Below are 23,680 nucleotides of genomic sequence, written 5' to 3'. Positions count from 1 at the left end.
GAGGACCACATGAGCGTGCACCAGCGCACCAGGCGGTTCCGGCGCGGGCTCGCCGCGCTGCTCGGCGCGGTCGTCTGCAGCGGTGCGGTGCCGGCCACGGCGTCCGCCGGCCGGGGCGGCTCCGGAGTGGGAGACCCGTACTACCCGCAGGACGGCAACTCCGGCTACAACGTCTCCCACTACGACGTGCGCCTGAGCTACGACCCCTCGCGCCCCGACCACCTGAGCGGCGACACGACCGTCACCGCGAAGGCCACCGAGAAGCTGGACCGCTTCAACCTGGACCTGAAGGGGTTCAAGGTCGCATCGGTCACGGTCGACGGGCGGCGCGCGAAGAAGGTGGCCCGGGAGGGCGAGCACGAACTCGTGATCACCCCGGCACAGGCCGTCGCCAAGGGTGCGAAGTTCACCACCCGTGTGACCTACGCGGGCGAGCCCGACAACGAGGGCTGGCACACCCTCAAGAACGGCGGAGCCTTCGCCCTGGGAGAGCCGCACAGCGCGACGAGTTGGTTCCCTGCCGACGACCACCCTTCCGACAAGGCGACCTTCCAGCTCACGGCAACCGTCCCCGACGGCTGGACGGTCATGGGCAACGGCCTGCGGGGCAGGACCACGACCGAGGGCGGCAAGAAGACCTTCCGCTGGCACGAGGACAAGCCGCTGGCCACCTACCTCGCGACGGTCGCCATCGACAAGTTCACCGTGCACGAGGACGAACTCGCCGACGGCACTCCCGTGATCACCGCGTGGCCCCCCCGGCACCACCCCCGACCCGGCGGCCGAGGCCGAGCAGAAGGAGATCATCGAGTACCTGTCCTCGGTCTTCGGCCCGTACCCGTTCTCCTCGGCCGGCGCCATCATGATCGGGGAGATGGCGGACGGCGAGGACACCAGCACGATGGCCCTGGAGACCCAGAGCCGGCCCACCTACCTCGGCCGCATCTTCGACGCCTTGGTGACGCACGAGAACACCCACCAGTGGTTCGGTGACAGCGTCTCGTTCACGGATTGGCGGGACGGCTGCATCTCGGAGTGCGTCGCCCAGTACTCCTACCAGCTCTGGCAGGAGCACAAGGAGGGCACGGATTTGGACAAGGACTTCTACGCATTCACGGTCGAGGACGTCAAGGACGAGCCGGAGTACTGGTCGACCAGGATCTACGACGCAGGCAAGGGCAAGGAGCTGGACGGGACGCTGTACGACAAGGGCTCGCTGATGATGCACGCGCTGCGGCGTACCGTCGGCGACAAGGACTTCTTCGCGACGCTGAAGCGCTGGACCGGCGACAACGCCTACTCCAACGCTTCCTGGCCGGAGTTCGAGAAGCTGGCGGCCGAGGTGTCGGGGAAGGACCTGAAGGGCTTCTTCGACGCGTGGGCCCACGGCACGAAGGTCCCGCCGGACAAGTATCTGTACCCGGGGAGCCTGGGCAAGCCCACAAAGTGACCGCCGTGTGAGCGCCGGGGGGAGCGGGGCAGCCGGTCCGCCCTGCCCTCCACCGGGTTCCGCCGCGCCCTTCCCTAGCCGTCGCTTAGTCACTCCTTAACCGCGCCATAAAGATCGCCTCCAGCCCGTCCCAGCAGGGGATTTCACCGTTCCGCGGGGCTAGCGTGCTGAGCGCCGTGACGGGCGGGAGACGCCTCGGGTGCCGTCATGGGGGCCGTGCCCTCGGTCGCGTCCCGCCCCTCGGCCGGACCCCGCCCAGAACCCTGAGCGCCGTACCGCACGAACCGTTGAGGAGACCCCCACGATGACCGCTCGTCGCAAGGCCGCCGGAATCGCCGTACTCGGCGCGGCTCCGCTGCTGTTCTCCGCGCTCACGGCCACCCCTGCCGTGGCGCACGGCTCGATGACCGACCCGGTCAGCCGGGTGTCGGCCTGTTTCACCGAGGGCCCCGAGAACCCGAAGTCGGCCGCGTGCAAGGCGGCCGTCGCGGCGAGCGGCACCCAGGCGTTCTACGACTGGAACGAGGTCAACATCGCGAACGCCGCCGGGCGGCACAAGGAGATCATCCCGGACGGCAAGCTGTGCAGCGCGGGCCGGGACAAGTACAAGGGCCTGGACCTGCCGCGCGCCGACTGGCCGTCGAGCACGATGTCCGCGGGCCGCCACACCTTCCGGTACAAGGCGACCGCCCCGCACAAGGGCTCGTTCGAGCTGTACATCACCAAGGACGGCTACGACCCGAAGAAGCCGCTGAAGTGGACGGACCTGGAGGCCAAGCCGTTCGCCAAGGTGACGGACCCCAAACTGCAGAACGGCAGTTACGTCTTCAAGGGCAAGGTGCCCGCCAAGTCGGGTCGCCATCTCATCTACAGCATTTGGCAGCGCTCGGACAGCCCGGAGGCGTTCTACACCTGCTCCGACGTGGTGTTCGGCGGGGGCGGCGGGTCCGCCACGGCTCCCGAGGCGAGCGCGCCCACCGACGGCCAGATCGAGGACGGGGCCGGGAAGTCGACCGTGGACCACGACGGCCACGGCGGCGACGAGCACGGCGGCAGCGGCCACGGATCCGGTACGGGCGGCGAGGTGAAGGCCGCCCCGGCCGAGCAGCCGGCCGACCGGCCGGGCGAGAGCTCCGAACGCGAGGCGGCCGGGGCCAACGCGCCCGAACCGAACGGCGGGAACGGCGGGAAGGACGGCGAGGAGCGCCTCGCGCGGACCGGTGGCGACAGCAGCACCGCGCCGCTCGCCGCCGGCGGCGCCGCCGTGGCCGCGCTCGGCGCCGGTCTGCTGATCGTCGCCGCCCGGCGCCGCAGGGCCACGGCCACCGCCGGCGCCCACCGGCGCGGCTGAGTCCCCTCTCCCCTCGGGGACTCCCGTCTCCGTACGGCGTGCAGGTCACACACCGTACGGGCGCACGGCGCCGCCGCCCTGCTCGTCCGGGAGGGCGGCGGCGCCTTGTCGTACGGCCGTGTCGTACAGCTCTGTTGTACGGCCCTGTCTCTGTACGGCCCTGTCTACGGCTCTGTCTCTGTACGGCCCTGTCCTGCGCGGTGGGTCAGCCGATCGACCAGCAGGTCGTGGGCTTGGCGTTGGCCGGGTCGAGAGCGTTGGCGGCTTCGTGGAAGGCCATGCGGTCCAGGAGCCCGATCGCCAGGTGCTCCGAGATGTTCAGCGGACAGAGGTCCTGGAGGAGAACGTTCCGGACGTTCGGCCCGGACAGGAACTGCGACCGGTACGGCGTCACGACCTCGTCGTACCTGGTCGCGATGACGGTGTAGCGGACGCCGGGCACGGTGTCGCCGCCCTCGTTGAGCTTGGTGAGGAAGTCCGAGCCCACGATCTGGTCGGCGAGGCCCGGGGTGTTCTCACTGATCACGTCCTCGGCTCCAGGGAAGTGCTTCAGGAGCTTGGTGAGCCCGTTCAGGTCCGTGCCGTGGTTGTCCGGCGCCAGGCCGATCAGAGCGTTCACCTTCGCGGCCCCGTCCATGAACTTGAGGTAGTGCCGCGGCATCATGCCGCCTTGGCTGTGACCGACCAGGTCGACCTCGTCGGCCCCGGTCGCGTCCAGGACGCGGTCGACGTAGTCGCGAAGCTGGCCGGCCGACTTCTCGATGGGACCGAGGCCGTGGAAGAACGGCACGCCGGACAGTTGGCCGTAGTCGAGGGAGAAGACGCAGTAGCCACGTGCGGTGAGATAAGGAGCGAGGCCGAGCCAGTTGTCGATCGAGTTGCCGAACGTACCGTGCACGAGGACGACGGGGCGGGGATGCGCCTCGGACGGCTTGCAGGAGAAGTCGTTCCAGCCGCTGGACTTCGCGGCGGATGCGGCGGGAGCGGCGGGACCGGCAGCGGGTGTGGCGGTGGCCTGGACGGGGATCGCGGTCAGGCCTGCCGTCAGCAGGAGGGCAGGAAGAAGCTTCAGCGCTCGCTTCCAGGGCAGCTTCATGTGATCTCCTCGCGGGGGCGGGACGGGTTGGGTAACCGTCACCCTGTGATCCGGATCACAAGAGAGCTGTTCTCAGTTCAAGTTACGAGTGGGTAGGGCTACTGACCAGTCATATGGCGGTAAAAAATCCGGCACATGGCCTTCACATGACGTCCTCACCTCTGGCCGGAGCCAGGGCTTGACGACGGCCGGACGACCGGCCGGACGACCGGCCGAGTCGCCGAGTCCACCCCTCTGACACCCCGCCTACGACGCCTTGCGGAACGTGGCGGCCGGGCGCACGGTGCCGAAGCCGAAACGGGAGTTCGCCCGGTCGACGGACGCCTCCGCCAACAGGCGGGATTCGCGCTCCGGATCGAGCGAGATCTGCCGCGTCACGCGCTCGGCGTCGATGAGGTCCTCGGCGCGGAGTGCCAGTCCGGTCAGACGCGCCCGCTGCAGACCGGCCGCGTCCATCAGCCTGTACGCCAGGGTCCTCAGGTCCTCGTCGTGCGCGGACGGCTCCGTGAGCCTCCGGGTCTTCTCCCAGCGAGCCCCGCCCGCGAACTCCAGCGTCAGGGTCAAGGCCCGGGCGGCCTGGCGGCGGGTGCGCAGCACTGCGGCCAGCCGGACCACCGAACCGAGGAGTACGGCCCGTACGGGAGGGCCGTCGAGTTCGTGCCGGGTGAACCGGTGCCGGACGCTCTCCGACAACGGCAGGTCCTTCGGGGTGACCGGGCGGGGGTCGATCCCGCGCGCATGGTCCGCCGCCGACCGGCCCGCGCGCTTGCCCAGGATCCGTTCGATGACTCCCGAGGGGAGGGCGACCAGCGCGCCGATGGTGCGCAGCCCGTACCCGTGCAGCGCCTCGGCCTGCTTGGGGCCGAGGCCGTACAGCGCCTCCACCGGCAGCGGTGCGAGGAAAGCGCCCACCGCGTCCTCGGCCACGGCCAGTACGCCGCCGGGCAGCGGTACGCGATCGGAGGCGACGGCCGCCACGGACCACGTCCCGGCGACTCCGATCCGTACGTCCGTGCCCAGGCGGGCCAGGGAGCGCAACCGCACCATGTCGGCGATCCGCCGGGCGTCCGCCCCGAAGTACCGCCGCGCGCCCCGCACTTGGACCAGCCCGGACCTGGGCGGGACCGCCTGGACGACGGGAGAGAACTCCCGGAGCAGTTCCAGCACGGCCCGGTAGCCGTCCTCGGACAGCGTCGGGGCGCAGCGCACATGCAGAATGCTCTCCGTACTGCCGAGTTGTCCGACGTCATCGCCGAGTTGCCCGGCACCACTGCCGAGTTGCCCGGCACCACTGCCGAATTGCCCGACGCCATCGCCGAGTTGCCCGACGTCGTTCACGGGACCTCTCCTCCTGCTCTCCACCGGGACGGCACGGACTGGGGGGACCGGACGGGGACTCTGCCGGGAGTCCGGGCCGGGAACGGGGCGCGTGGAGCACGAGTGGTCATCGGCCCGCACTCCCGGGGCTGGAGTGCCACAGCTTGCGCGGGGTCGCGGAGCCCTCGCCCGCAGGGCGGAGGTCCGCCCAGGGGTGCATGGCGTAGCCGGTGGGCATGTGGATGCGGCGGCCGTTCGCACCGTCGTCGTCCGACCCGTCGCCCGACCCGTCGCCGTCGCGCTCACCGTCGCCGCCGCCCGGCCCGTCCTCGCGGTCCGAACCGTCCCCGTCGCCCGAACCACCCGGACCGCTTGAACCGTCCTCGTCCCCCGGGCCGTTCGAGCCGCCCCGGCCCTCCTCCGCCAGCCGCGCCGCAACCGCCTCCAGACCGCCCTCGCGGCGCAGTTCGGCGAGTTCGGCGAGGTTCCAGGCCGCCGCGCCCACGACGCTGAGGCTGCGCGGCCCGCGCCGCTGGACCGTGCCGCGGACGAGCAGCAGCCAGGAGTGGAAGACCGTGTGCGCGCAGGCGGCGTGGCTGTCGTCGAAGAACGCCAGGTCGACCAGGCCCGTACCGTCGTCGAGGGTGGTGAAGATGACCCGGCGGCCGGAGCGGATCGGCGGGGTCTGCGTGGCCGCCTTGGCGCCGGCGACGAGCACGACCTCGCCGTGCCGTGCGGCCGCCAGCCGCCGAGCCGGGACCGCGCCCAGCTCCTCAAGGAACTCCCGGTGGTCGCCCATGAGATGGCGGGAGGTGTCCATGCCGAGCACGTTCAGCTCGGCTCCCAGCCGTTCGGAGGCGTCGAGGTCCGGCAGCCCCAGCGGTTCGGCACCGGCGCGCGTCCCGGCGTCCAGCGGCAGTTGCCCGGCGTGCGCCCCGCCCGTACGTCCGCCAGGCCGTCCGCTCGTCCGTCCGCTCGTCCGTCCGGCCGCTGTCCGGTGCTGCCGGTGCAGTTCGGCGATGTGCAGCAGCAGGTCGCGGCGGTTGTCCCCGTATGCGTCCAACGCGCCGGTCTGGGCGAGCCGTTCGGCGACCGGGCGTCCGGGCCGGGCACGTCGCCACAGGTCCTGGAGCGAGGCGTACGGCTGTCCGTCCGCGATCCGCTCGGTCTCGGCCTCGCTGATGCCGTGCACATCGCAGAGCGCAAGACGGATGCCCCATTCATCCCCTGACGCAGCATCATCACCGGACACCAGTTCGATTCGATAGGCCGGACCCGACCGGTTCACATCCAGCGGAAGGATCGGCACCCCGCGCCGCCGGGCGTCGGCGAGCAGCAGCCGCTTCGGGTACATCCCGGGGTCGTGGGTGAGCAGCCCCGCGTAGAAGGCGGCGGGGTGGTGGGCCTTCAACCACGCCGACTGGTAGGTCGGTACGGCGAAGGCGACGGCGTGCGCCTTGCAGAAGCCGTAACTGCCGAACGCCTCGACGATCTCCCAGGTGCGCTCCAGCACCTCACGCCCGTAACCGCGCCGGCCCGCCTCCTCGAAGAACCAGGCCCGTACCCGCCCCTGCCGCTCCGGGTCCGACAGCGCGCGGCGCGCCTCGTCCGCCCGCCCCCGCCAGCAGCCGGTCATGATGCGGAGGATCTCGATGATCTGCTCATGGAAGACCACGACGCCGTAGGTCTCGCTCAGCACCTCCTCCAGGTCCTCGTGCGGATAGTGCGGCGGGGTGCGTCCGTGCCGCCGTTCGATGAAGGGGCGGACCATGTCGGCCGCGACCGGGCCCGGCCGGAAGAGCGAGATGTCGACGACAAGGTCGTGGAAGGTGCCGGGCTGCAGCCGCCCGATCAGGTCACGCTGGCCCGGCGACTCGATCTGGAAGCAGCCGAGGGTCTCGGTGGACCGGATCAGGTCGTACGTCGCGGGGTCGCCCATCGGTACGTCCGCCGGGTCGTCGAGGTCCACCCGCTCCCCCGAGGCCCGTTCGATCTCGGCCACGGCGTGCGCCATCGCGGACTGCATCCGCACGCCGAGGACGTCCAGTTTGAGCAGGCCGAGATCCTCGACGTCGTCCTTGTCGAACTGCGACATCGGGAAGTTCTCCCCGCTGCTCGCCACGACGGGCGTACGGGCGTGCAGGGAGGCGTCCGACAGCAGCACCCCGCAGGGGTGCATGGCGATGCCGCGGGGCAGCGCGTCCAGCGCCTCGACCAGCTCCCACAGCCGGCCGTCGCCGAAACGGTCCTGCTCGGCGGCGATCCCGCGCAGCTCGGGCAGTTCGGCGAGTGCGGCGCGCGCGTCGCGGGCGCGGATGTGCGGGAACGCCTTGGCGAGGCGGTCGGTCTCGGCCGGGTCCATGCCGAGGGCCGCGCCCACGTCGCGGATGGCGTGGCGCACGCGGTAGGTCTCGGGCATGGAGACGGTCGCGACGCGCTCCGCCCCGAAGCGGTCGAAGATCGCGCGGTAGACCTCCAGCCGCCGCGCCGACTCCACGTCGACGTCGATGTCGGGCAGCACCCGCCGGTCCCGGGAGAGGAACCGCTCCATCAGCAGGCCGTGCTCCACGGGGTCGGCGTGCGCGATACCGAGCAGATGGTTCACCAGGGACCCGGCGCCGGAGCCGCGGGCGGTGACGCGGATGCCGAGTTCGCGGGTGTCGTCGACGACCCGGGCGACGGTGAGGAAGTACGAGGCGAAGCCGTGGAACGCGATGATGTCCAGCTCCTCGTGCAGCCGCTCCCAGCGCTTCCGCTCCCCGTCGTAGCCGCGGAGCACCATGGCGGCGGCGCAGCGGGAGCGCAGGGTGCGGTCGGCGGTGCGCCGCTCCGCGCCGACCAGGTACGGCTCGGGGAAGTGCACGCTGCCGAGCCCGAGGTCGTCCTCGGGGTCGACGCGGCACTCGGCCGCGGTGGCCTGGGTCTCCTCCAGCAGGAGGTGCGCGGCGTCGCGGCGGAATCCCGCGGCCTCGGCGATCCGCTCGGCGATGCGGGCCATGTCGCGCGGGTCCTTGAGCCAGCGTTCGCCGGTGTCGAGGGTGTCCGGTTTTCGCGGGTCGATGGGGACGAGGCGGCGGGCGGAGTCCAGGACGTCGGCGATCTGGCCGTGGCCCCGGTCGGCGTAGCGGACGGCGTTGCTCAGCACGGCTCGTACACCCTGCTCGGCGGCGAAGCCGAGGGTGCGGGCGGCGAGCCGGAGCGAGCCGGGGCCGGTGCCGGCGCGGCCGTGGTGGACGACCTCCAGCCGGAGCGCGTCGCCGTGGAGGTCCCGCCAGGACGCGAGGAGCCGGGCGGCGCGGTCGGGGCGTCCGGCGGCCAGCGCCCGGCCGATCTCGGAGTCGGGGCCGAGCAGCACGGTCAGTCCGCCGTCGGCGGACTTCTCCAGGTCGGCCCAGGGCAGGACCGGCCGCTCGGACGCCGTGTCCGCATGGGCGGCGGAGATCAGACGGCACAGGGCGGCCCAGCCGGCTGAGCCTTCGCGCGCGAGGAAGACCGTACGGGGTGCGGACTCGTCGATGAACGCCCCGCCGCGCACGGGCGTACGCCTGCGCGCGGCGCGCTCGCGGGTCTCCCGCGGGCGTTCACCGATGGCCAGGCCGGTGCCGAACAGCGGGCGGACCCCGGCCCGCGCGCACGCCTTGGCGAACCGGACCGTCCCGGCGAGGGTGTCCCGGTCGGTCAGCGCGACGGCGTCCATGCCGCGCTCGGCGGCGCGTTCGGCCAGCGCCTCCGGGTGTGCGGCGCCGTACCGCATGGAGAACCCCGAGACGGTGTGCAGATGCGTGAACCCGGGCATCCGCACCTCCTGCCGTTCGCCCACCCCCTGGCCGAAACCTTTCGTCCTCGCCTCCACCATAGACCAAGTTTCGAACAACCGTACGACTGGATATCGGCGCGTCCGACCCTCCCCCCGCCCTCACGTCCGCTCACCTGATCGGCCTTCCGCCACCTGCGCCGGGCAGCGGCCCCACGCACCGTGGAGAGCGGATCCGCGCCGGAACCAGCCCGCTTCCCGCGCGTACGGCGAGGAGCGAGGAGCGGCGCATGGCCACCACCGGCGACGGCGGACCCGCCCGCCCCGGGGACACCGGAGCCGCTCCGCCGCCCGGTGACGGCTCCGGTGGATCCCGGCCGCGCACCACGTTCCCGGGCGAGGTCAGGTCCGCGGTCTCGGGCCGGGCCGCCCTGCTGATCACCGGGGTCCTGCTGCTGCAGCTCGCCTTCATCGCGTCCTACATCGGCGCGTTCCACGACCCCTCGCCGCACCGGATCCCGATCGCCGTCGCCGCCCCCGAACAGATCCGGGACACGGCGGCGGAACGGCTGGGGTCGCTGCCCGGCGAGCCGCTGGAGGTGACCGCGGAGGCGGCGGACGCGGCCGACGCCCGCCGGCTCATCCGGGAGCGTGAGGTCGACGGGGCACTCGTGATCGACCCGCAGGGCACCACCGACACCCTGCTGGTGGCCACCGGCGCCGGCTCCGCGCTCGCACAGGCCCTCGAGGAGGTCGTCGCCCGCGCGGAACAGGCGCAGCGGCGCGAGCTGCGGGTCGCGGATGTCGCACCGGTGGACGCCGGGGACAGCCGCGGACTGACCTCGTTCTACCTCGTCGTCGGCTGGTGCGTGGGCGGCTATCTGTGCGCCGCGGCCCTGGCGGTCAGCGCGGGCGCACGGCCCGCGAACACCCACCGCGCGGTGATCCGGCTCGGCGTCCTCGCCGTGTACGCGGTTCTCGGCGGCCTCGGTGGCGCGCTCGTCGCGGGGCCCGTTCTCGGCGCCCTGCCGGGCAGCACGCCAGGCTTCTGGGGGCTGGGCGCCCTCCTGGTCTTCGCCGTCGGGGCGACGACCCTCGCGCTGCAGGGGCTCGCCGGGACGGTGGGCATCGGACTCGCCATCCTGATCGTCGTCATCGCGGGCAACCCGAGCGCGGGCGGCCCGTACCCGTATCCGCTGCTGCCGGACTTCTGGCGCACCATCGGACCGGCGCTGCCGCCGGGGGCGGCGACGTGGTCGGTCCGCTCGATCGCGTATTTCGGGGGCAACGCGATGACGGGGCCGCTGCTCGTCGTCTCCGCCTGGGCGGTGGGCGGGGCCCTGATCACCCTGGTGCTCGCGGCCCTGCGCGGCGGGAGGCAGCACCTGCACCTGCGGAGCGATCCGTCCGGGACCGCCGAGTACCCCAACTCGCCCATGTCGTAGGGGTGTTCAGGGGCACATGACCGCGGAAAAGGACACGCGAACATGGTTTGACGCGCCCCGTTCGGGAAAAGTGCGAACACGAACGAGCATGACCGATCTCGAACTGAGCCCCAGTCCGATCGATTGCGGTCACGCATCGCCCAACCGAAGAAGGCGCACAGCAGAGCGCCCGTAACGGCCCCGCAAGGCCGCGGCACCACCGGGGAAACCGCGACACGCCGATGAGCGACGGCGGTTTCCGGTCGAGCTGCCGCAGACGGGCATGAATTCCAAGTCACGTTTGCGCAGGTCAAGTTGGCGTTTTTACTTGAACCAGGCAAACACGTCCACATTCTGGACACGCTCTCCACACCCTCTACACCCCCTCCGAGCTGCCCGAATGTACATTCGGGCACTGTCAGTTCGGACGCCGCGACCGAAAGTGACCGATGGGCGTGCGTTCACCGTTCGCATGAGCAAGACTCCCGTCCGGCATCTGCACCTGCGAACACCAAAGGAGTCAACATGCGTTACACCGTGCGGGCGTTGGGGGCGGTCTCCGCCCTGACCGTCGGTCTGCTGGCGGGCACCACCGGGGCGGCTCAGGCCGCACCCGCCGAGGCGAACTCGCTGTACGCCCCGTCGGCCCTCGTGCTGACGGTCGGCAAGGGGAACGACGCCGCGACGTCCACGGTGCAGCGCGCCGCGCTGCTGAACTGCTTCCCCAAGGCCGGCGGCACACACCCGGCCGCCGCCGCGGCCTGCGCCGAACTGCGTTCCGTGGGCGGGGAGTTCGCGGCCCTGACGGTCCACGAAGGACCCGGCCCGATGTGTACGAAGATCTGGGACCCGGTCACCGTCACGGCGGACGGCGTCCGGCAGGGCAAGCGCGTCTCCTGGACCCAGACCTTCGCCAACTCCTGCGAGATGAACGGCGCCATGCAGCAGGGCTCGGTCTACTCCTTCTGAGGCAGGGGCCGAATCCGGGCTCCTGACCCGTCGGACGACGACGCGGGCCACGGGACGGCGTACCCCGTCCTCCGGACACTGTGGGGGTGTCCGGGATTCTCCGGGGACGCGGACCGCGGAACGGCGAACCCGCCTTCCGGACACTGTGGGGGTGTCCGTGAACCTGCGGGACGGCCGTGCCCCCGGCCGGCGGGCCGGCCCGCGCGTCCAGGTCCCTGACCGCCCGGATCAGGTCCTTGACCACCCGGATCAGGTCCCTGACCACTCGGATGACGACACGGACCGCGGAACGGCACACCGCGGCCCCCGGACACTGTGGGGGTGTCCGGGGGCCTGCGGGACGGCCTGTTCCCCGGCCGTCGGGCCGGCCGGCGCTGCAACGCCGGCCGGCCGTGGTCAGCCGATCTGAGCCCCGAAGACCTCGAGAGCCTCGGGGACCGGCTGGAAGAAGGTCTCACCGCCGGACGAGCAGTCACCGCTGCCGCCGGAGGTCAGACCGAGCGCCGTGTCACCCGCGAAGAGCGAGCCGCCGCTGTCGCCCGGCTCGGCGCAGACGGTCGTCTGGATCAGACCGTTGACCGTGCCCTCCGGGTACGTGACGGAGGCGTCGACCGCCGTGACCTCGCCGTCGTGGAGCTGCGTGGTGCTGCCGCTGCGCTGCACCTGCTGGCCCACGGTGGCGTCGCCGGCCTGGGTGATGGCCTGCGTGGATCCGTTGTAGAGATTCACCTCACTGGGGTGGTCGGTGTCGCCGGTGTACGTCGCGAGACCGTAGTCGTTGTCGGGGAAGCTGCCGTCCGTGGTGGTCGCGATCTCACCACCGCCCTGGGAGTCGGACCAGCTCGAGATGGCCTCGGTGCAGTGACCGGCCGTCAGGAACGCCGACTCGCCGTTCACGGTGACGTTGAAGCCCAGCGAGCAGCGCCCGCCGGACCCCCAGATCGCGTCACCGCCGGCGATTCTGGTGGTGAACGTGCCCTTGGAGCGCTTCAGTACGGCCTTGCCGTCCTGGGCCGCCACCTGCTTCTTCAGCGCGGCCAGTTCGGCGCCCTTGACGGTGCTGTCGGCCGTGACGACCACCTGGTTCGTTCTGACGTCCACCGCTCGGGCGGTGCCCTTCATGTCCTTCTTGGTCAGCGTGTCCTGAACGGAGTTGAGCTGGGCCAGCGTGTGCTCGACCAGCTTCGCCTCGGCGCCCTCGGCGCGGACCTTCTCGGCCGCGGCCTCGTTCACGACGTTGACGACGAGCTTCTTGGCGCCGGCGTCGTAGTACGCCCCGGCGTTGTCGGCTCCGAGGTCGGAACCGAGTGTGGAGGCGAGCCTCCCGGCGGACGTGGCCGTCAGGGTGTCGATGCTGGACGTGGGTGCGGCGTTCGCACTGGACAGCGCGAACGCGGTGGCAACGACGGCCGCCGCGGACGCTCCTACGATGGCGGTGCGGCGCTTGGGTATGCGTCGGTGCTTCAAGTCGAGCCTCCCGTGGGGGGGTTGGGCCTGCCGTGGGGAGCGTGGGCCCGGAGGGTGTCGGTACCTCGGTTGCGGTGACCGCGGTTGGGGTGACCCCGGTCGTGACCTGGTGCCGCCGTACGGAACGGCGTGGGTCCTGCTGGGTGGCGCTTTACCCGAAAGGGACGCGACCGCCGATCGAGCCCATCGCATCGCAAGTCGCGTCCATGCCAAATGAAGTTGAGTGGCGTCGAGTATCCGACGCCCGTCTGTGACACACAAGACTGTGTTCCGGTCGTGTGTGCGAAAAGTTCACGGCAACGCCCCACGCAGGGCAGGCACCTGCGGAGACGTGCGTCAACTCAGGCCAGGACCACCGGTGACGAGGCCGTGTCCGGACGCGTACGAAGAGCTGCCCCCGTTACGCCTGTCCGGTAATCGCCGTTCCGCTTCCGGATTCCGAGGACGTGTGGCCGTTCGGGTGCTCTCCATGCCCGTGCCCCGACGGCGGTTCGGTGACGCGAGAGGATCCCGGCCGCTCCGGGATCTCGGGAACCTCCGTGGCGGAAGCCGGAATTCCGGACTTCTCCCCCGACGTCTCCCCTTCTGCCACCGCCTCAGGTCCCGGTTCCTCACCGGCCGACGGCCCGATCGCCGGCTCGTCCGCCGACGTGTCCAGCGACTCGGACGAGCGGTCCGATTGCTTTCGCGAATCCGGTGCCGACTGCACCGCCGGGTGCTGCGGGCCCTCGTGGGCGCGCTCCAGGAAGCGCAGCAACTCCACAGGGATGGGCAGCACGAGCGTCGAGTTCTTCTCCGCGGCCACCGCCATCACGGTCTGCAGCAGCCGGAGTTGGAGTGCGGAGGGCGTATCGGCCATCTGCTTGGCGGCCTCCGCCAGCTTCTTCGACGCCTGCAGCTCGGCGTCGGCGTTGATCACGCGGGCGCGCCGCTCACGGTCGGCCTCCGCCTGCCGGGCCATCGAGCGCTTCATCGTCTCCGGCAGCGAGACGTCCTTGATCTCGACCCGGTCGACCGTCACGCCCCACCCCAGCGCCGGGCTGTCGATCATCAGCTCCAGGCCCTGGTTCAGCTTCTCCCGGTTCGACAGCAGGTCGTCCAGCTCGCTCTTGCCGATGATGGAGCGCAGCGAGGTCTGTGCCATCTGCGAGACCGCGAACCGGTAGTCCTCGACCTGGACGACCGCGTCCGCCGCGTCCACGACCTTGAAGTAGACGACGGCGTCGACGCGGACGGTCACGTTGTCCCGGGTGATGCCCTCCTGGGCAGGGACCGGCATCGTGATGATCTGCATGTTCACCTTGTTCAGCCGGTCCACCAACGGAACGATCATGGTGAATCCCGGCTCGCGCACATGCGGCATCAGCCGCCCGAGGCGCAGCACGACCCCGCGCTCGTACTGCTTGACCACCCGGGCCGCGGCCATCGCGTAGACCGCGCCGCAGGAGAGTGCGGCTACCCCCGCTGTGACGAGTTCCTCGACCATCACGGCCACCTGCCTGCCGTACGCCGTCGCGAGAGATGCCACCTATGGGCATCTTGGCCCCGAATCGGGGTCTCTCTCCACGATAATCCCGCTCCGACCGGGCCGGGAGGGCCTGGGAGGGCCCCGAGAGCGGCCCGGGAAAAGGGCGGCGGCCGGAGGATGCCCGCCGGCCGCCGCGCAGGATCAACGAGTGATCGGTGAATGATCAGTGCGTGATCGTACGGAGAATCAGTAGACGCTCACGCCGTACGCGCTCAGCGCCTCGGTGACCGGCTGGAAGAAGGTGGTGCCACCGGTGGTGCAGTTGCCGCTGCCGCCGGAGGTCAGGCCGATGGCCCGGCTGCCGGAGTAGAGCGGACCGCCGCTGTCACCGGGCTCGGCGCAGACATTGGTGCGGATCAGGCCGGAGACGATGTCGCCGCCGCCGTAGTTGACCGTCGCGTTGAGGCCGGTGACCGAACCGCTGTGGGTGCCGGTCGTGGAACCGCGGCGGGTGACGGACATGCCGAGGGTGGCGTTGGCGGCGCTGGTGATGTCCTGGCTGCCGACGGTGCCGGGGTGGCTGACGGCCGGGTTGCTGTAGCGGACCAGGCCGTAGTCGTTGCCGGGGAAGCTGGAACCGGCGGTCGGGCCGATGAGGGTGGTACGGGAGGAGTTGGTGTACCAGTTGCCCGCGCCGTCGGTGCAGTGCCCGGCGGTGAGCAGGTAGTACGTGCTGCCGCTGCGCACGTTGAATCCGGCCGAGCAGCGCCAGCTCGTCGCGTAGATGGCGTCGCCGCCGGAGAGCAGCTTGCTGATCTTGCCCGGGGTGCGTTCGACCCGGATGGCTCCGGAGTTCGTCCCGGCCTGCTGCCTGATGCGGTTGATCTCGGCCTGCGAGACCGTGCTGTCGGCGGTGAGGACGAGCGAGTTCGTCTTGGTGTCGACGTGCCAGGCGGTGCCCGCCACGTCGGCAGCGAGAACGGCCTCGCCCGCGTCGGCGAGCTGCCGCTCGCTGTAGCTGGGGGCGGGGGGCTCGGCGTTGGCGGCGGGGGCGGCCAGTGCCGTGACGGCGACGAGCCCGGACGCCAGGGCGATCAGCCGGTTCCGTCTCGCACGTCCGTTGTGGGGGTTCATGCGCTTGATCCTCACTTCTTCCTCCAGAGGGGAATCAGGGGTCCGCTTGGGTGGGCAGGCCCGTGAGGCGCAGTCGGGGAACACGGCGGTGCGGAGTCGCACCGGATCCCGAACACGACGTGTTCCTGACAAGTGCGCTGTGGGGATATTCGGCGGCCGGGCCTGGAGCCGCAAGGGTGCCTTTCGGACGGGATGCACACACAGCGAGAGCCCCGGCGGCCGCATGCCGCCGGGGCTCTCGCCGGCTCCCGGCCGGGGCGCCGACGCGTCACCGGCGCCGGGCGGTTCCGCTCGCCCGCCGCGTCGGCGCCCGCAAGGGCGGCGCCGGGCGGCGGAGTCGGAGGGGCGAGGTGACGGGCGACGGCGTACGGCACGACAGCCGTACGCGCGAAAGCCGAGGTCACCGAGGTGTCTGCGGCCTGCTCTCCAAGCCGTGGAAAGGGTCTGCGGAAGCCGCGGCTTCCGCCCTGCGCTCCCCCGGCCGCGGGCCGGGGGGAGTCCTGTGCGACGACGATCCGGAACACGCCCGCGGTCCCGGGCACCGCCTCCGCGGCGGCGCCGGCCGGCTCGCCCGAGCCCGGGCGGCGCCCTCGTCCACCGGGCCGAGAGACGGGGACCACGCGGCTCGTGCCGTACGGCCGGACGCCCTCAGGCGTCCTCCGGCGCGGGGAGTACGCCGTGGTCACGGCCCCGGTGAACAGCCACGGGGCGCGGGCCGGCGGGCGGCCGGGACCGTCCGGGCCGGGCCGGTGACGGCAGTTGTCCGGATCGGGACTGGCGGTACGGCGCGCGCACCGTGTGCACCCGGCCCGCTGAAGCTCCTGGGCACGGCCGGTGTCTCCGGTGCTTCCGGGGTATGCGGGGCCGGAGGTCCGGCCGGCGCGGAAGGTGCAGCCGGTGCGGCCGCCGGGGAGCGGGAGTCCGCCGTCCGCCGGGAACGGCACGCCACGGCGGACGGGCCGCGCCCGCCACCGCACCTCCGCTCCGTGATCGCTCATGGTGCTGACCCTTGCACACAGGTACGGGGAGCCTCATGCGGTCGCACGGCGTCCCAGCGGCCAGGACCGGGCCCGGTCCGTACGGTGGCACGGCATCAGTTGCACTACGCCGCGCATGAATTCGCGGGCACGGGCGGGTGCGCGGCGGGCGCTCCAGGATGAATCCGTGCGCTGCGTCCGTCCGGATGAACGTGCTCGCACCGGCCGTGTCGTGAACGCCTCGACCGGCCCGCCGCAGGTATTGAGCGGGCCGCACTCGTCCGGGCGGGCGGCAGGCCGGTCCGGTCCGTGCGGATCGGGGTGTGGACCCGAGAGGGAGTCAGCAGCCGTCGCAGGGGCAGCAGCACCCGCAGGCTTCGCAGTTCCCGCATCCGCCGCAGTCGCACGACTGACAGCAGCCCTCCCGCTTCTTCCGCGACCAGGCCCCCTCGTACTCCTCGGCGCAGCAGACCTTGCACGTACAGCACAACAGCATCGCCATGCCGCACCCGGCCCAGAAGCCGCGGCGCTGCGGCTTGTGCGGTTCCGGCGGGAAACCGGGGGGCATTCCGCCCGGCCCGCCGGGGCCACCGGCCCCTCCCCCGGATCCGTACGGGCCCCCGGATCCGTACGGATTCCCGGGCCCGTGCGGATTCCCCGGTCCTGGCGGACCCACCGGCCCGTACGGCATCTGCGGACCGCCACCCTGGCCGTACCCGCCAGGGCCGTGACCGCCCTGGCCGTACCCGCCAGGGCCGTGACCGCCCTGGCCGTACCCGCCAGGGCCGTGACCGCCCTGGCCGTATCCGCCGTGCACGCCCTCCGGCGGCGGGCCGAAGCCCTGGTGCGCGCACCCCGTCGTCCCGAAGACGCGGTCGACCGAGCGCGGCAGTTCGTGCACGAGGAGGAGGTGCGCCAGCCGGTCCTCGACGAACTCGGCGTCCCGCAGGGCGAGGCGCACACCGCGCACCGCGTCGTCGCACAGCCGCCGTACCTCCGCGAGGTCCGTACCGGTCGCGGCGACCGGGTTCCAGGCGCCTGACGCCGCGTCACGCTCCAGGTCCTCCACGGCATCCAGCAGATGGGCCAGCCGGCCGAACAGCCGCCCCGCCTCCTCCAGCGGCGCCACGTTGCCCGGCCGCCCGGCCAGGACCGCCGTGTGCCCGAACGCCGCCGCCGTCGCGGTCTCGGTGGGCTCGGTGACCGCCGGCAGGGGCGTGCCCGCCCCTGCCGCCGCCTCGACGTCCGCCTGCCGGTCGACCGCGTCGACCAGAACGGCGGTGTCGAAGCCGAGTCGGCTCCCCGCGGCGGCCCCGGCCAGGTCCCAGGTGGCGGCCACGCGCCGCGCCGCCGCGGCCATCGGCCGCCGCCCGAGCAGCCCGTCCCCGTCATGGACGTGGTCGCGCACCTTCGCGGAGGCCAGGACGAGCGAGACGGAGGCCGCGAGCCGCGCGCCCTCGCCCTGGGCGACCGAGGCGGTCCGCATGCCGCGGAGCGGGCAGGGACCCGCCGTACGCCGCCACGCACCGGAACGCCGCGACTGCGCCTCGGTGAGCACGGACACGATCAGCCCGTCGTAGTTGGTGGCGACCCGGGCGAACTGACCGCGAGCTCCTCGCAACGCCAGGCACAGACCGCAGAGATGGGCCATCCACTCGGCGTGCAGCCCTTCGGACAGGCGGTGCCGGCATGGCCTCACTATTCCGAACAACGTTCCCCCCGTACCCCCTGGTGCTGAACAGACGGGCATCGTACCGACCGCCATGCGTCACCCGTACGACCCCCGCATCACCCATCCGGCTGGGCTCCGCCCGGACGGAACCGGGCTCTGCAGGCGGGAGCTGGTGCTCCGTCAGCAGCCGTACGCAGCAGGAACACTGATGTTCCGACATTCGTTCTGCACCAGTACCGTCACGAAACCCATTTTCGAGCGGTATCCGCTTGGCGCAACATCCGCATCATGGACGACCATAGAGAGGCGGACGCAACAGACCGCGTGTGAGAGGAGGCGTCCATGGGATCTGTGCGCAAGGCGAGTGCCTGGCTGGGCCTCGTCGACGACCACGATGACGACCGCTACTACGACGACGAGTACGGCGAGGAGTCCGAGCAGCAGCAGCAACAGCCGCGGGACGCCTGGGTCACGGACCCGCGCGTGCGGGTGGCCGCCGAGACCGCGCAGGAGGAGGGCCGGCGGATCGCCACGGTGACCCCGGACGGCTTCCGTGACGCGCGCGGCATCGGCGAGCTGTTCCGGGACGGTGTCCCGGTGATCGTGAACCTCACGGCCATGGAGCCCACCGACGCCAAGCGCGTGGTGGACTTCGCCGCCGGGCTGACCTTCGGCCTGCGCGGCTCCATCGAGCGGATCGCCACCCGGGTGTTCCTGCTCACCCCCGCCGACTACCACGTGGTCAGCGGCGAAGCCGGCCGTTCCACGGACGGCTTCTTCAACCAGAGCTGACGGCAGGGCCGCTCACCGCGCCCCCTCTCCTGGACCGCCGGCGTGGGCTCACGGGCTCACGCGAAGGCATCGATCCCGGTGAGCGCCTTGCCCAGCACGAGCTGGTGCATCTCGACCGTGCCCTCATAGGTCAGCACCGACTCAAGGTTCGTCGCGTGCCGCATCACCGGGTACTCCAGGGAGATCCCGTTGGCCCCCAGGATCGTCCGGGACGAGCGGCAGATCTCGATCGCCTCCCGCACGTTGTTGAGCTTGCCGAAGCTGACCTGTGCGGGACCGAGCGTCCCCGCGTCCATCCGGCTGCCGAGGTGGTGCGCCAGCAGGATGCCCTTGTGGAGTTCGACGGCCATGTCGGCGAGCTTGGCCTGGGTGAGCTGGAATCCCGCGATGGGCTTCCCGAACTGCTCGCGCGTCCCCGCGTAGGCGAGGGCCGTCTCGAAGCAGGTTCGCGCCGCGCCCATGGCGCCCCAGACGATGCCGTAGCGGGCGTGGTTCAGGCAGCTCAGCGGGCCGCGGAGCCCGGTGACCCCGGGCAGGACGGCGTCGTCCGGGAGCCGTACGTCGTCCAGCACCAACTCGCTGGTGACCGAGGCGCGGAGCGACCACTTGTGCTTGATCTCGGGGGCGGAGAAGCCGGGGGCGTCGGTGGGGACGACGAAGCCGCGGATGCCGTCGTCGGTGCGGGCCCAGACGACGGCGACGCCGGCCACCGAGCCGTTGGTGATCCACATCTTGCGGCCCGTCAGCACCCAGTCGGATCCGTCGCGCTTGGCGTAGGTGCGCATGTGACCGGGGTCGGAACCGATGTCGGGCTCGGTCAGCCCGAAGCAGCCGATGACCTCGCCGGCCGCCATCCTCGGCAGCCAGGTCTGCTTCTGCTCCTCGGAGCCGTAGCGGTGGATCGCGTACATGGCCAGGGAACCCTGGACCGAGACCAGGGAGCGGATGCCGGAGTCGGCGGCCTCCAACTCCAGGCAGGCCAGGCCGTATTGGACAGCGGTGGCACCGGCGCAGCCGTAGCCGTCGAGGGACATGCCGAGCGCGCCGATCGAGCCGAGCTCACGGGCCAGCCCGCGGATGCCGGGCAGTTCGCCGCGCTCGTACCAGTCGGCGATGTGCGGCAGGACGCGGTCGGACGCCCACTTCCGTACGGTGTCGCGGACGGCGAGGTCCTCGGCGCCGAGCAGGTCGTCGAGACCCAGCGGGTCGTGGGGATCGAACTGCGGCGCGGGCATGGGTCCTCCTTGGCACCTCCCGGCGGACCGGGAGGGAGATCATCTGCGGCTGAGCCGACGCTACGGCTGAGCGGGCCTCCGCGTCCAGAGGTCCCCGGCGCAGGTGGCCCGGGCGCGCGGGTCGGGCACGGACCGGTCGCGAGGGCGCGGCAGCCGGTCCGCGGCGGGAGCCTGTTGGCCGCTGGAGGGGGACTCGCAGGCGCCGGGGACGGGGGGCGCTAGCCGGACGACTCGGCGCCGACCCGCTCACGGGCGGAGGCGTCCCGGGCACGGGCCTCGCCCGCCCCGGTACGGTCGCGGCCCCGCTCATGGGTGTCGCGCTCGCGGTCACGGGCGTCGGCCTGGCGGGGGACGGCGTCGGTCGCGAGGTGCGGCCGCTCCGAGGCGTCGCCGGAACGGTCCGTACCGCCCGCCGCGTCCGCTTCCGCGGACGCCGAGGCGCCGTCGTCGTCATCGCCGCACTCCATCGCGCGCGGCAGCCGCAGCGCGGCGGCCGCGCCCAGCAGCAGCAGGACGGCGCTCGCGACGAGCGTGATGTGGAGGCCGTGGACGAAGGAGTCGCGGGCGGCGGCGCGCAGGGCCGCCCCTGCCGGGCCGCCGAGGCCGGCCGCCACCTCGTACGCCTCGCCCAGCGAGTGCCCGGCCGCACCGCTCGCCGACGACGGGACGCCGGGCACGGAGGAGACACCCGGGGCGTAGGCCGCGTTCATGATGCTGCCGAGCAGCGCGATCCCGATGCCCGCGCCGAGCTGGTACGAGGTCTCGCCGATCGCGGCCGCGCCACCGGCCTGCTCAGCGGGTGCCTCGCTGAGCATGGACTCGTAGCTGCCGAAGAGCGTGGTCTCCAGGCCGAAGCCGAGAAGGATGAAGGCGCAGGTCAGGAGTGCGGGATTGTCGTCCTGGCCCATGAACGTCACCGACAGCACGGCGGCCGCCGTGAGCGCGAAGCCGATCGCGACCATGACGCGCGGACCGAAGCGCTGGAGCATGCGCGAGCCGAAGAGCCCGGCCGCCATCGCGGCGACGGTCAGCGGCACCATGCGCAACCCGGTCTCCAGCGGGGAGAGGCCGAGGACGAGCTGGAGGTACTGGGTGGCGATGAGCTGCAGCCCGACGAGCGCCAGCACGGCGAGCACGATGCACCCGACGGACGTCCCGAACGCGGGCCGGGAGAACATGCGCAGGTCCAGGAGCGGGTGCTCGCGGCGGCGCTGACGGCGTACGAAGAGCACGAGCAGCGCGGTGCCCACGAGCAGCGGGCCGAGGGTCAGCGGGTGGAACACGGCCTCGCCGCCTCCCGCGCGCTTCACGCCGAGGACCATGCCGAAGAGTCCGAAGGCGGCGTAGAGGGCGCCGAGGACGTCCCAGGGGCCGTTGTGGTCGCCGGTCGACTCGGGCAGGAGCCAGCGGCCGAGGGGCAGGATGACCGCCATCAGCGGGATGTTGATCAGGAAGACCGAGCCCCACCAGAAGTGCTCCAGCAGGAATCCGCCGAGGAGCGGGCCGATGGCCGCGCCGACCGCGGCGACCGCGCTCCAGATGCCGATGGCCAGCGCGCGCTCGCGCCGGTCGGGGAAGACCTGGCGGAGGATCGACAGCGTGGCAGGCATGATCATCGCGCCGCCGACGCCGAGGAGGGCGCGGGCCGCGATGAGCAGGGACGGGCTGTCGGCGAAGGCGGCGACGGCCGATGCCACGGCGAAGAGCCCGTAGCCGAGCAGCAGGATGCGCCGCCGTCCGACGCGGTCGCCGAGGGTTCCGAAGAGGATCAGGAGAGACGCGGCGACGAGCGGATAGGCGTCGACGATCCACAGCAGTTCGATCGCGCCGGGGCGCAGGTCCTCGGTGAGGGCGGGGACTGCCACGTGCAGCACGGTCGCGTCCAGCGCGACGAGCAGCAGGCTCACGCAGAGGACGACGAGGACGGCCCAGCGGTTGGCACCGCCGGTCGTGCCGCGCGGATGCCGGGGAACGCCCGCCGCCCGCGGATCGCGGGCCGTGGTCGTTCCGGACATGTAGGCACCTCCCAGTCTGGCCTCGCGGTCGAACGGCCCGGGGCGGAGTGCGGTCCCGGCAACCCGGTATCGAATGCGAGCGAGCCGCCAGACTACGCGAATCGGGTCGCAGGGAGCGTGGCCAGGCTCACCTTTGTCAACAGCGGCACCTCGGACTCGCCCGGCACATTCGGGCGACCTTCACGCACAGGTGTACGGGAATGGGCGGAGTGTCATCAAAGGTGACACCGTCCACATATCGCCCCACGGGCGGGCCCCACGCGTCGACGGTCGCAGAGGCGCCCGGAACGCACAGGTCACCCGCATGATCGCGACGAGAGTCCGGCGCGGTGGAACCCTCCGGTCCGCACCCGTCGCGGAACGCCGCGGAGAATTCGGCACCACGATCCGGTAAACACGGCGAGCGACACAAAGACAAGCCCCGGCAATAGTCCTGAGAAATTCACCACACCGTCATCCCGGTTTTGTTCGCAGGGCTCAAAAAAGGCGCTGAAGTGCGCTTCTGCCACATCACATGGTCATCACGAACCCCCTGGTTCGTTCGGGGACACCGCTCACCCCCTGTAACGTCGATTGGGTGCGTACCGAGCGAATCTTCGCCCGGCTGGAGCAGGAGCCGGAGCGACCAAGCAACCGCGATGTCCCGCGGATGAGCCGACACCGCGTGGTGCTGTTCGGTGCCGCGGTGTTGTTGTACCTGGCGAACGTCGCCGCCGTTTTCGTGAGCGACCACCTCGTTCGCCTGGACTGGCAGGTCATGCTCTTCCGGCCGTACAAGCAGTGGCCGGAGCTGCACGCGTTCCTGGACTACTTCGTCGTGATGGGCCAGCGCGGCCCCACCGCGGTGCTCGTGGCCGCGTGGCTGGGCTGGCGGTCGTGGCGGCAGCGGACCATGCGCCCGCTGCTGGCGCTCGGCGCCGGACTGCTCCTGCTCAACGTCACGGTCGGCGCCGTGAAGTACGGACTCGGCCGTCTCGGGCCGCACTACGCGACGTCGGTCGGCTCCTCCGAGATGTTCGCCGGCGGGGATATATTTCCCTCCGGTCACACCGCCAATGCCGTGGTGACCTGGGGCATTCTCGCCTACCTCGCCACCACCCCGCGGGCCCGCCGCGTACTGTCCGTCGTGGCCGCCGTCTTCGCTCTGGGCGTCGGCGCGACCACCGTCTACCTGGGCACCCACTGGGTCAGCGACGTCCTGCTCGGCTGGGCCGCCGGACTGCTCGTGCTGCTGGCCCTGCCCTGGTTCGAGCCCCTCATCGCGCGGGCCGATGCGTGGATCATCGCCGCCAAGGCGCGCCTCGGCCGCCGTCGCCGGCTCGTCCCGATCCCGGTCGCACCGGCCGCGACCACCCCCCCGGCGCTCGTGCCCCAGCGGGCCACCCGGAACGCCGACACCCGGCTCCACCACCCGCCGCGGCCGCACACCGTCCGGTCCGAGCGCACGCCCGTCACGCCGACGGGGAGCCGCAGGCCGCCGCATCTGGACCGCACGCCGCGCACCGCGGGGTTGGGCCCCGCGACCCAGCGCGGACGCTCCGGCGGCTGAGGCACCACCG

At 71.9% G+C, this 23,680-nt stretch carries 16 protein-coding genes; 7 read left to right on the top strand and 9 right to left on the bottom strand.

Going from position 1 to position 23,680, the window contains the following annotated elements:
- Positions 1-9 precede the first annotated feature (9 nt).
- The 3 genes from ABZ822_RS11430 (at position 10) to ABZ822_RS11420 (ending at position 2,801) form a co-directional block, all read left to right on the top strand.
- Complete coding sequence (locus ABZ822_RS11430; RefSeq protein WP_360850621.1) at positions 10-993, top strand: hypothetical protein; 984 nt, start codon at positions 10-12, stop codon at positions 991-993.
- The gene (locus ABZ822_RS11425) at positions 902-1,450 is read left to right on the top strand and encodes a M1 family aminopeptidase (protein WP_360851407.1); all 549 of its coding nucleotides are present in this window, start codon (positions 902-904) and stop codon (positions 1,448-1,450) included. Before ABZ822_RS11430 ends, ABZ822_RS11425 begins: the two co-directional genes overlap by 92 nt.
- A 304-nt stretch (positions 1,451-1,754) precedes the next feature.
- Positions 1,755-2,801 (top strand): lytic polysaccharide monooxygenase, encoded by a 1,047-nt coding sequence (locus tag ABZ822_RS11420; protein WP_360850618.1) that lies wholly within the window; start codon positions 1,755-1,757, stop codon positions 2,799-2,801.
- Between the two features lie 205 nt (positions 2,802-3,006).
- Here the strand turns inward: ABZ822_RS11420 and ABZ822_RS11415 are convergent, their stop codons facing one another.
- From ABZ822_RS11415 to ABZ822_RS11405, 3 genes are all read right to left on the bottom strand, one after another.
- Positions 3,007-3,897, bottom strand: coding sequence for an alpha/beta fold hydrolase (locus tag ABZ822_RS11415; RefSeq protein WP_360850615.1), 891 nt, complete (start codon positions 3,895-3,897; stop codon positions 3,007-3,009).
- A gap of 246 nt (positions 3,898-4,143) precedes the next feature.
- On the bottom strand, positions 4,144-5,235 hold the full coding sequence (locus ABZ822_RS11410) for a hypothetical protein (RefSeq protein WP_360850612.1): 1,092 nt from the start codon (positions 5,233-5,235) through the stop codon (positions 4,144-4,146).
- Positions 5,236-5,341: 106 nt separating this feature from the next.
- On the bottom strand, positions 5,342-9,010 hold the full coding sequence (locus ABZ822_RS11405) for a DNA polymerase III subunit alpha (protein WP_360850610.1): 3,669 nt from the start codon (positions 9,008-9,010) through the stop codon (positions 5,342-5,344).
- A gap of 248 nt (positions 9,011-9,258) precedes the next feature.
- On the opposite strand from ABZ822_RS11405, the gene ABZ822_RS11400 reads away from it, so the two are divergent.
- On the top strand, positions 9,259-10,413 hold the full coding sequence (locus ABZ822_RS11400; protein ID WP_360850607.1) for a DUF3533 domain-containing protein: 1,155 nt from the start codon (positions 9,259-9,261) through the stop codon (positions 10,411-10,413).
- A 504-nt stretch (positions 10,414-10,917) separates the two neighbouring features.
- Positions 10,918-11,361, top strand: coding sequence for a subtilase-type protease inhibitor (locus ABZ822_RS11395; protein WP_360850604.1), 444 nt, complete (start codon positions 10,918-10,920; stop codon positions 11,359-11,361).
- Positions 11,362-11,757: 396 nt separating this feature from the next.
- Here the strand turns inward: ABZ822_RS11395 and ABZ822_RS11390 are convergent, their stop codons facing one another.
- From ABZ822_RS11390 to ABZ822_RS11375, 4 genes are all read right to left on the bottom strand, one after another.
- On the bottom strand, positions 11,758-12,828 hold the full coding sequence (locus ABZ822_RS11390) for a S1 family peptidase (RefSeq protein ID WP_360850601.1): 1,071 nt from the start codon (positions 12,826-12,828) through the stop codon (positions 11,758-11,760).
- Positions 12,829-13,228: 400 nt separating this feature from the next.
- Entirely contained in the window at positions 13,229-14,314 is a 1,086-nt protein-coding gene (locus tag ABZ822_RS11385; protein ID WP_360851404.1) for a slipin family protein, read from the bottom strand.
- A 228-nt stretch (positions 14,315-14,542) separates the two neighbouring features.
- Positions 14,543-15,445: a S1 family peptidase gene (locus tag ABZ822_RS11380; protein WP_360850598.1), complete on the bottom strand. Its 903-nt coding sequence runs from the start codon at positions 15,443-15,445 to the stop codon at positions 14,543-14,545.
- A gap of 1,302 nt (positions 15,446-16,747) precedes the next feature.
- On the bottom strand, positions 16,748-18,118 hold the full coding sequence (locus tag ABZ822_RS11375; protein WP_360850595.1) for a DUF5685 family protein: 1,371 nt from the start codon (positions 18,116-18,118) through the stop codon (positions 16,748-16,750).
- A 303-nt stretch (positions 18,119-18,421) separates the two neighbouring features.
- Between ABZ822_RS11375 and sepF the strand changes: the two genes are divergently transcribed.
- Positions 18,422-18,871 (top strand): cell division protein SepF, encoded by a 450-nt coding sequence (gene sepF / locus ABZ822_RS11370; RefSeq protein WP_360850592.1) that lies wholly within the window; start codon positions 18,422-18,424, stop codon positions 18,869-18,871.
- 56 nt (positions 18,872-18,927) lie between these two features.
- Here the strand turns inward: sepF and ABZ822_RS11365 are convergent, their stop codons facing one another.
- Both ABZ822_RS11365 and ABZ822_RS11360 read right to left on the bottom strand, forming a co-directional pair.
- Positions 18,928-20,106 carry an acyl-CoA dehydrogenase family protein gene (locus tag ABZ822_RS11365; RefSeq protein ID WP_360850589.1) on the bottom strand — a complete coding sequence of 393 codons (1,179 nt, stop codon included), beginning with the start codon at positions 20,104-20,106 and terminating at the stop codon, positions 18,928-18,930.
- Positions 20,107-20,324: 218 nt separating this feature from the next.
- Positions 20,325-22,121: an MFS transporter gene (locus ABZ822_RS11360; RefSeq protein WP_360850586.1), complete on the bottom strand. Its 1,797-nt coding sequence runs from the start codon at positions 22,119-22,121 to the stop codon at positions 20,325-20,327.
- Positions 22,122-22,698: 577 nt separating this feature from the next.
- Between ABZ822_RS11360 and ABZ822_RS11355 the strand changes: the two genes are divergently transcribed.
- Positions 22,699-23,670, top strand: coding sequence for a phosphatase PAP2 family protein (locus ABZ822_RS11355; RefSeq protein WP_360850583.1), 972 nt, complete (start codon positions 22,699-22,701; stop codon positions 23,668-23,670).
- Positions 23,671-23,680 lie beyond the last annotated feature (10 nt).

It is taken from the genome of Streptomyces sp. NPDC047108 (genome assembly GCF_040643575.1).
Classification (GTDB): domain Bacteria; phylum Actinomycetota; class Actinomycetes; order Streptomycetales; family Streptomycetaceae; genus Streptomyces.
The sequence above is the reverse complement of the archived record's forward strand: the minus strand, read 5'-3'. Positions and strand labels throughout refer to the sequence as shown.

Coding starts and splice junctions, on each gene's coding strand:
- ABZ822_RS11430 (WP_360850621.1), top strand. CDS start 10: ATGAGCGTGCACCAGCGCACCAGGCGGTTCCGGCGCGGGCTCGCCGCG.
- ABZ822_RS11425 (WP_360851407.1), top strand. CDS start 902: ATGGCCCTGGAGACCCAGAGCCGGCCCACCTACCTCGGCCGCATCTTC.
- ABZ822_RS11420 (WP_360850618.1), top strand. CDS start 1,755: ATGACCGCTCGTCGCAAGGCCGCCGGAATCGCCGTACTCGGCGCGGCT.
- ABZ822_RS11415 (WP_360850615.1), bottom strand. CDS start 3,897: ATGAAGCTGCCCTGGAAGCGAGCGCTGAAGCTTCTTCCTGCCCTCCTG.
- ABZ822_RS11405 (WP_360850610.1), bottom strand. CDS start 9,010: ATGCCCGGGTTCACGCATCTGCACACCGTCTCGGGGTTCTCCATGCGG.
- ABZ822_RS11400 (WP_360850607.1), top strand. CDS start 9,259: ATGGCCACCACCGGCGACGGCGGACCCGCCCGCCCCGGGGACACCGGA.
- ABZ822_RS11395 (WP_360850604.1), top strand. CDS start 10,918: ATGCGTTACACCGTGCGGGCGTTGGGGGCGGTCTCCGCCCTGACCGTC.
- ABZ822_RS11385 (WP_360851404.1), bottom strand. CDS start 14,314: ATGGTCGAGGAACTCGTCACAGCGGGGGTAGCCGCACTCTCCTGCGGC.
- sepF (WP_360850592.1), top strand. CDS start 18,422: ATGGGATCTGTGCGCAAGGCGAGTGCCTGGCTGGGCCTCGTCGACGAC.
- ABZ822_RS11365 (WP_360850589.1), bottom strand. CDS start 20,106: ATGCCCGCGCCGCAGTTCGATCCCCACGACCCGCTGGGTCTCGACGAC.
- ABZ822_RS11360 (WP_360850586.1), bottom strand. CDS start 22,121: ATGTCCGGAACGACCACGGCCCGCGATCCGCGGGCGGCGGGCGTTCCC.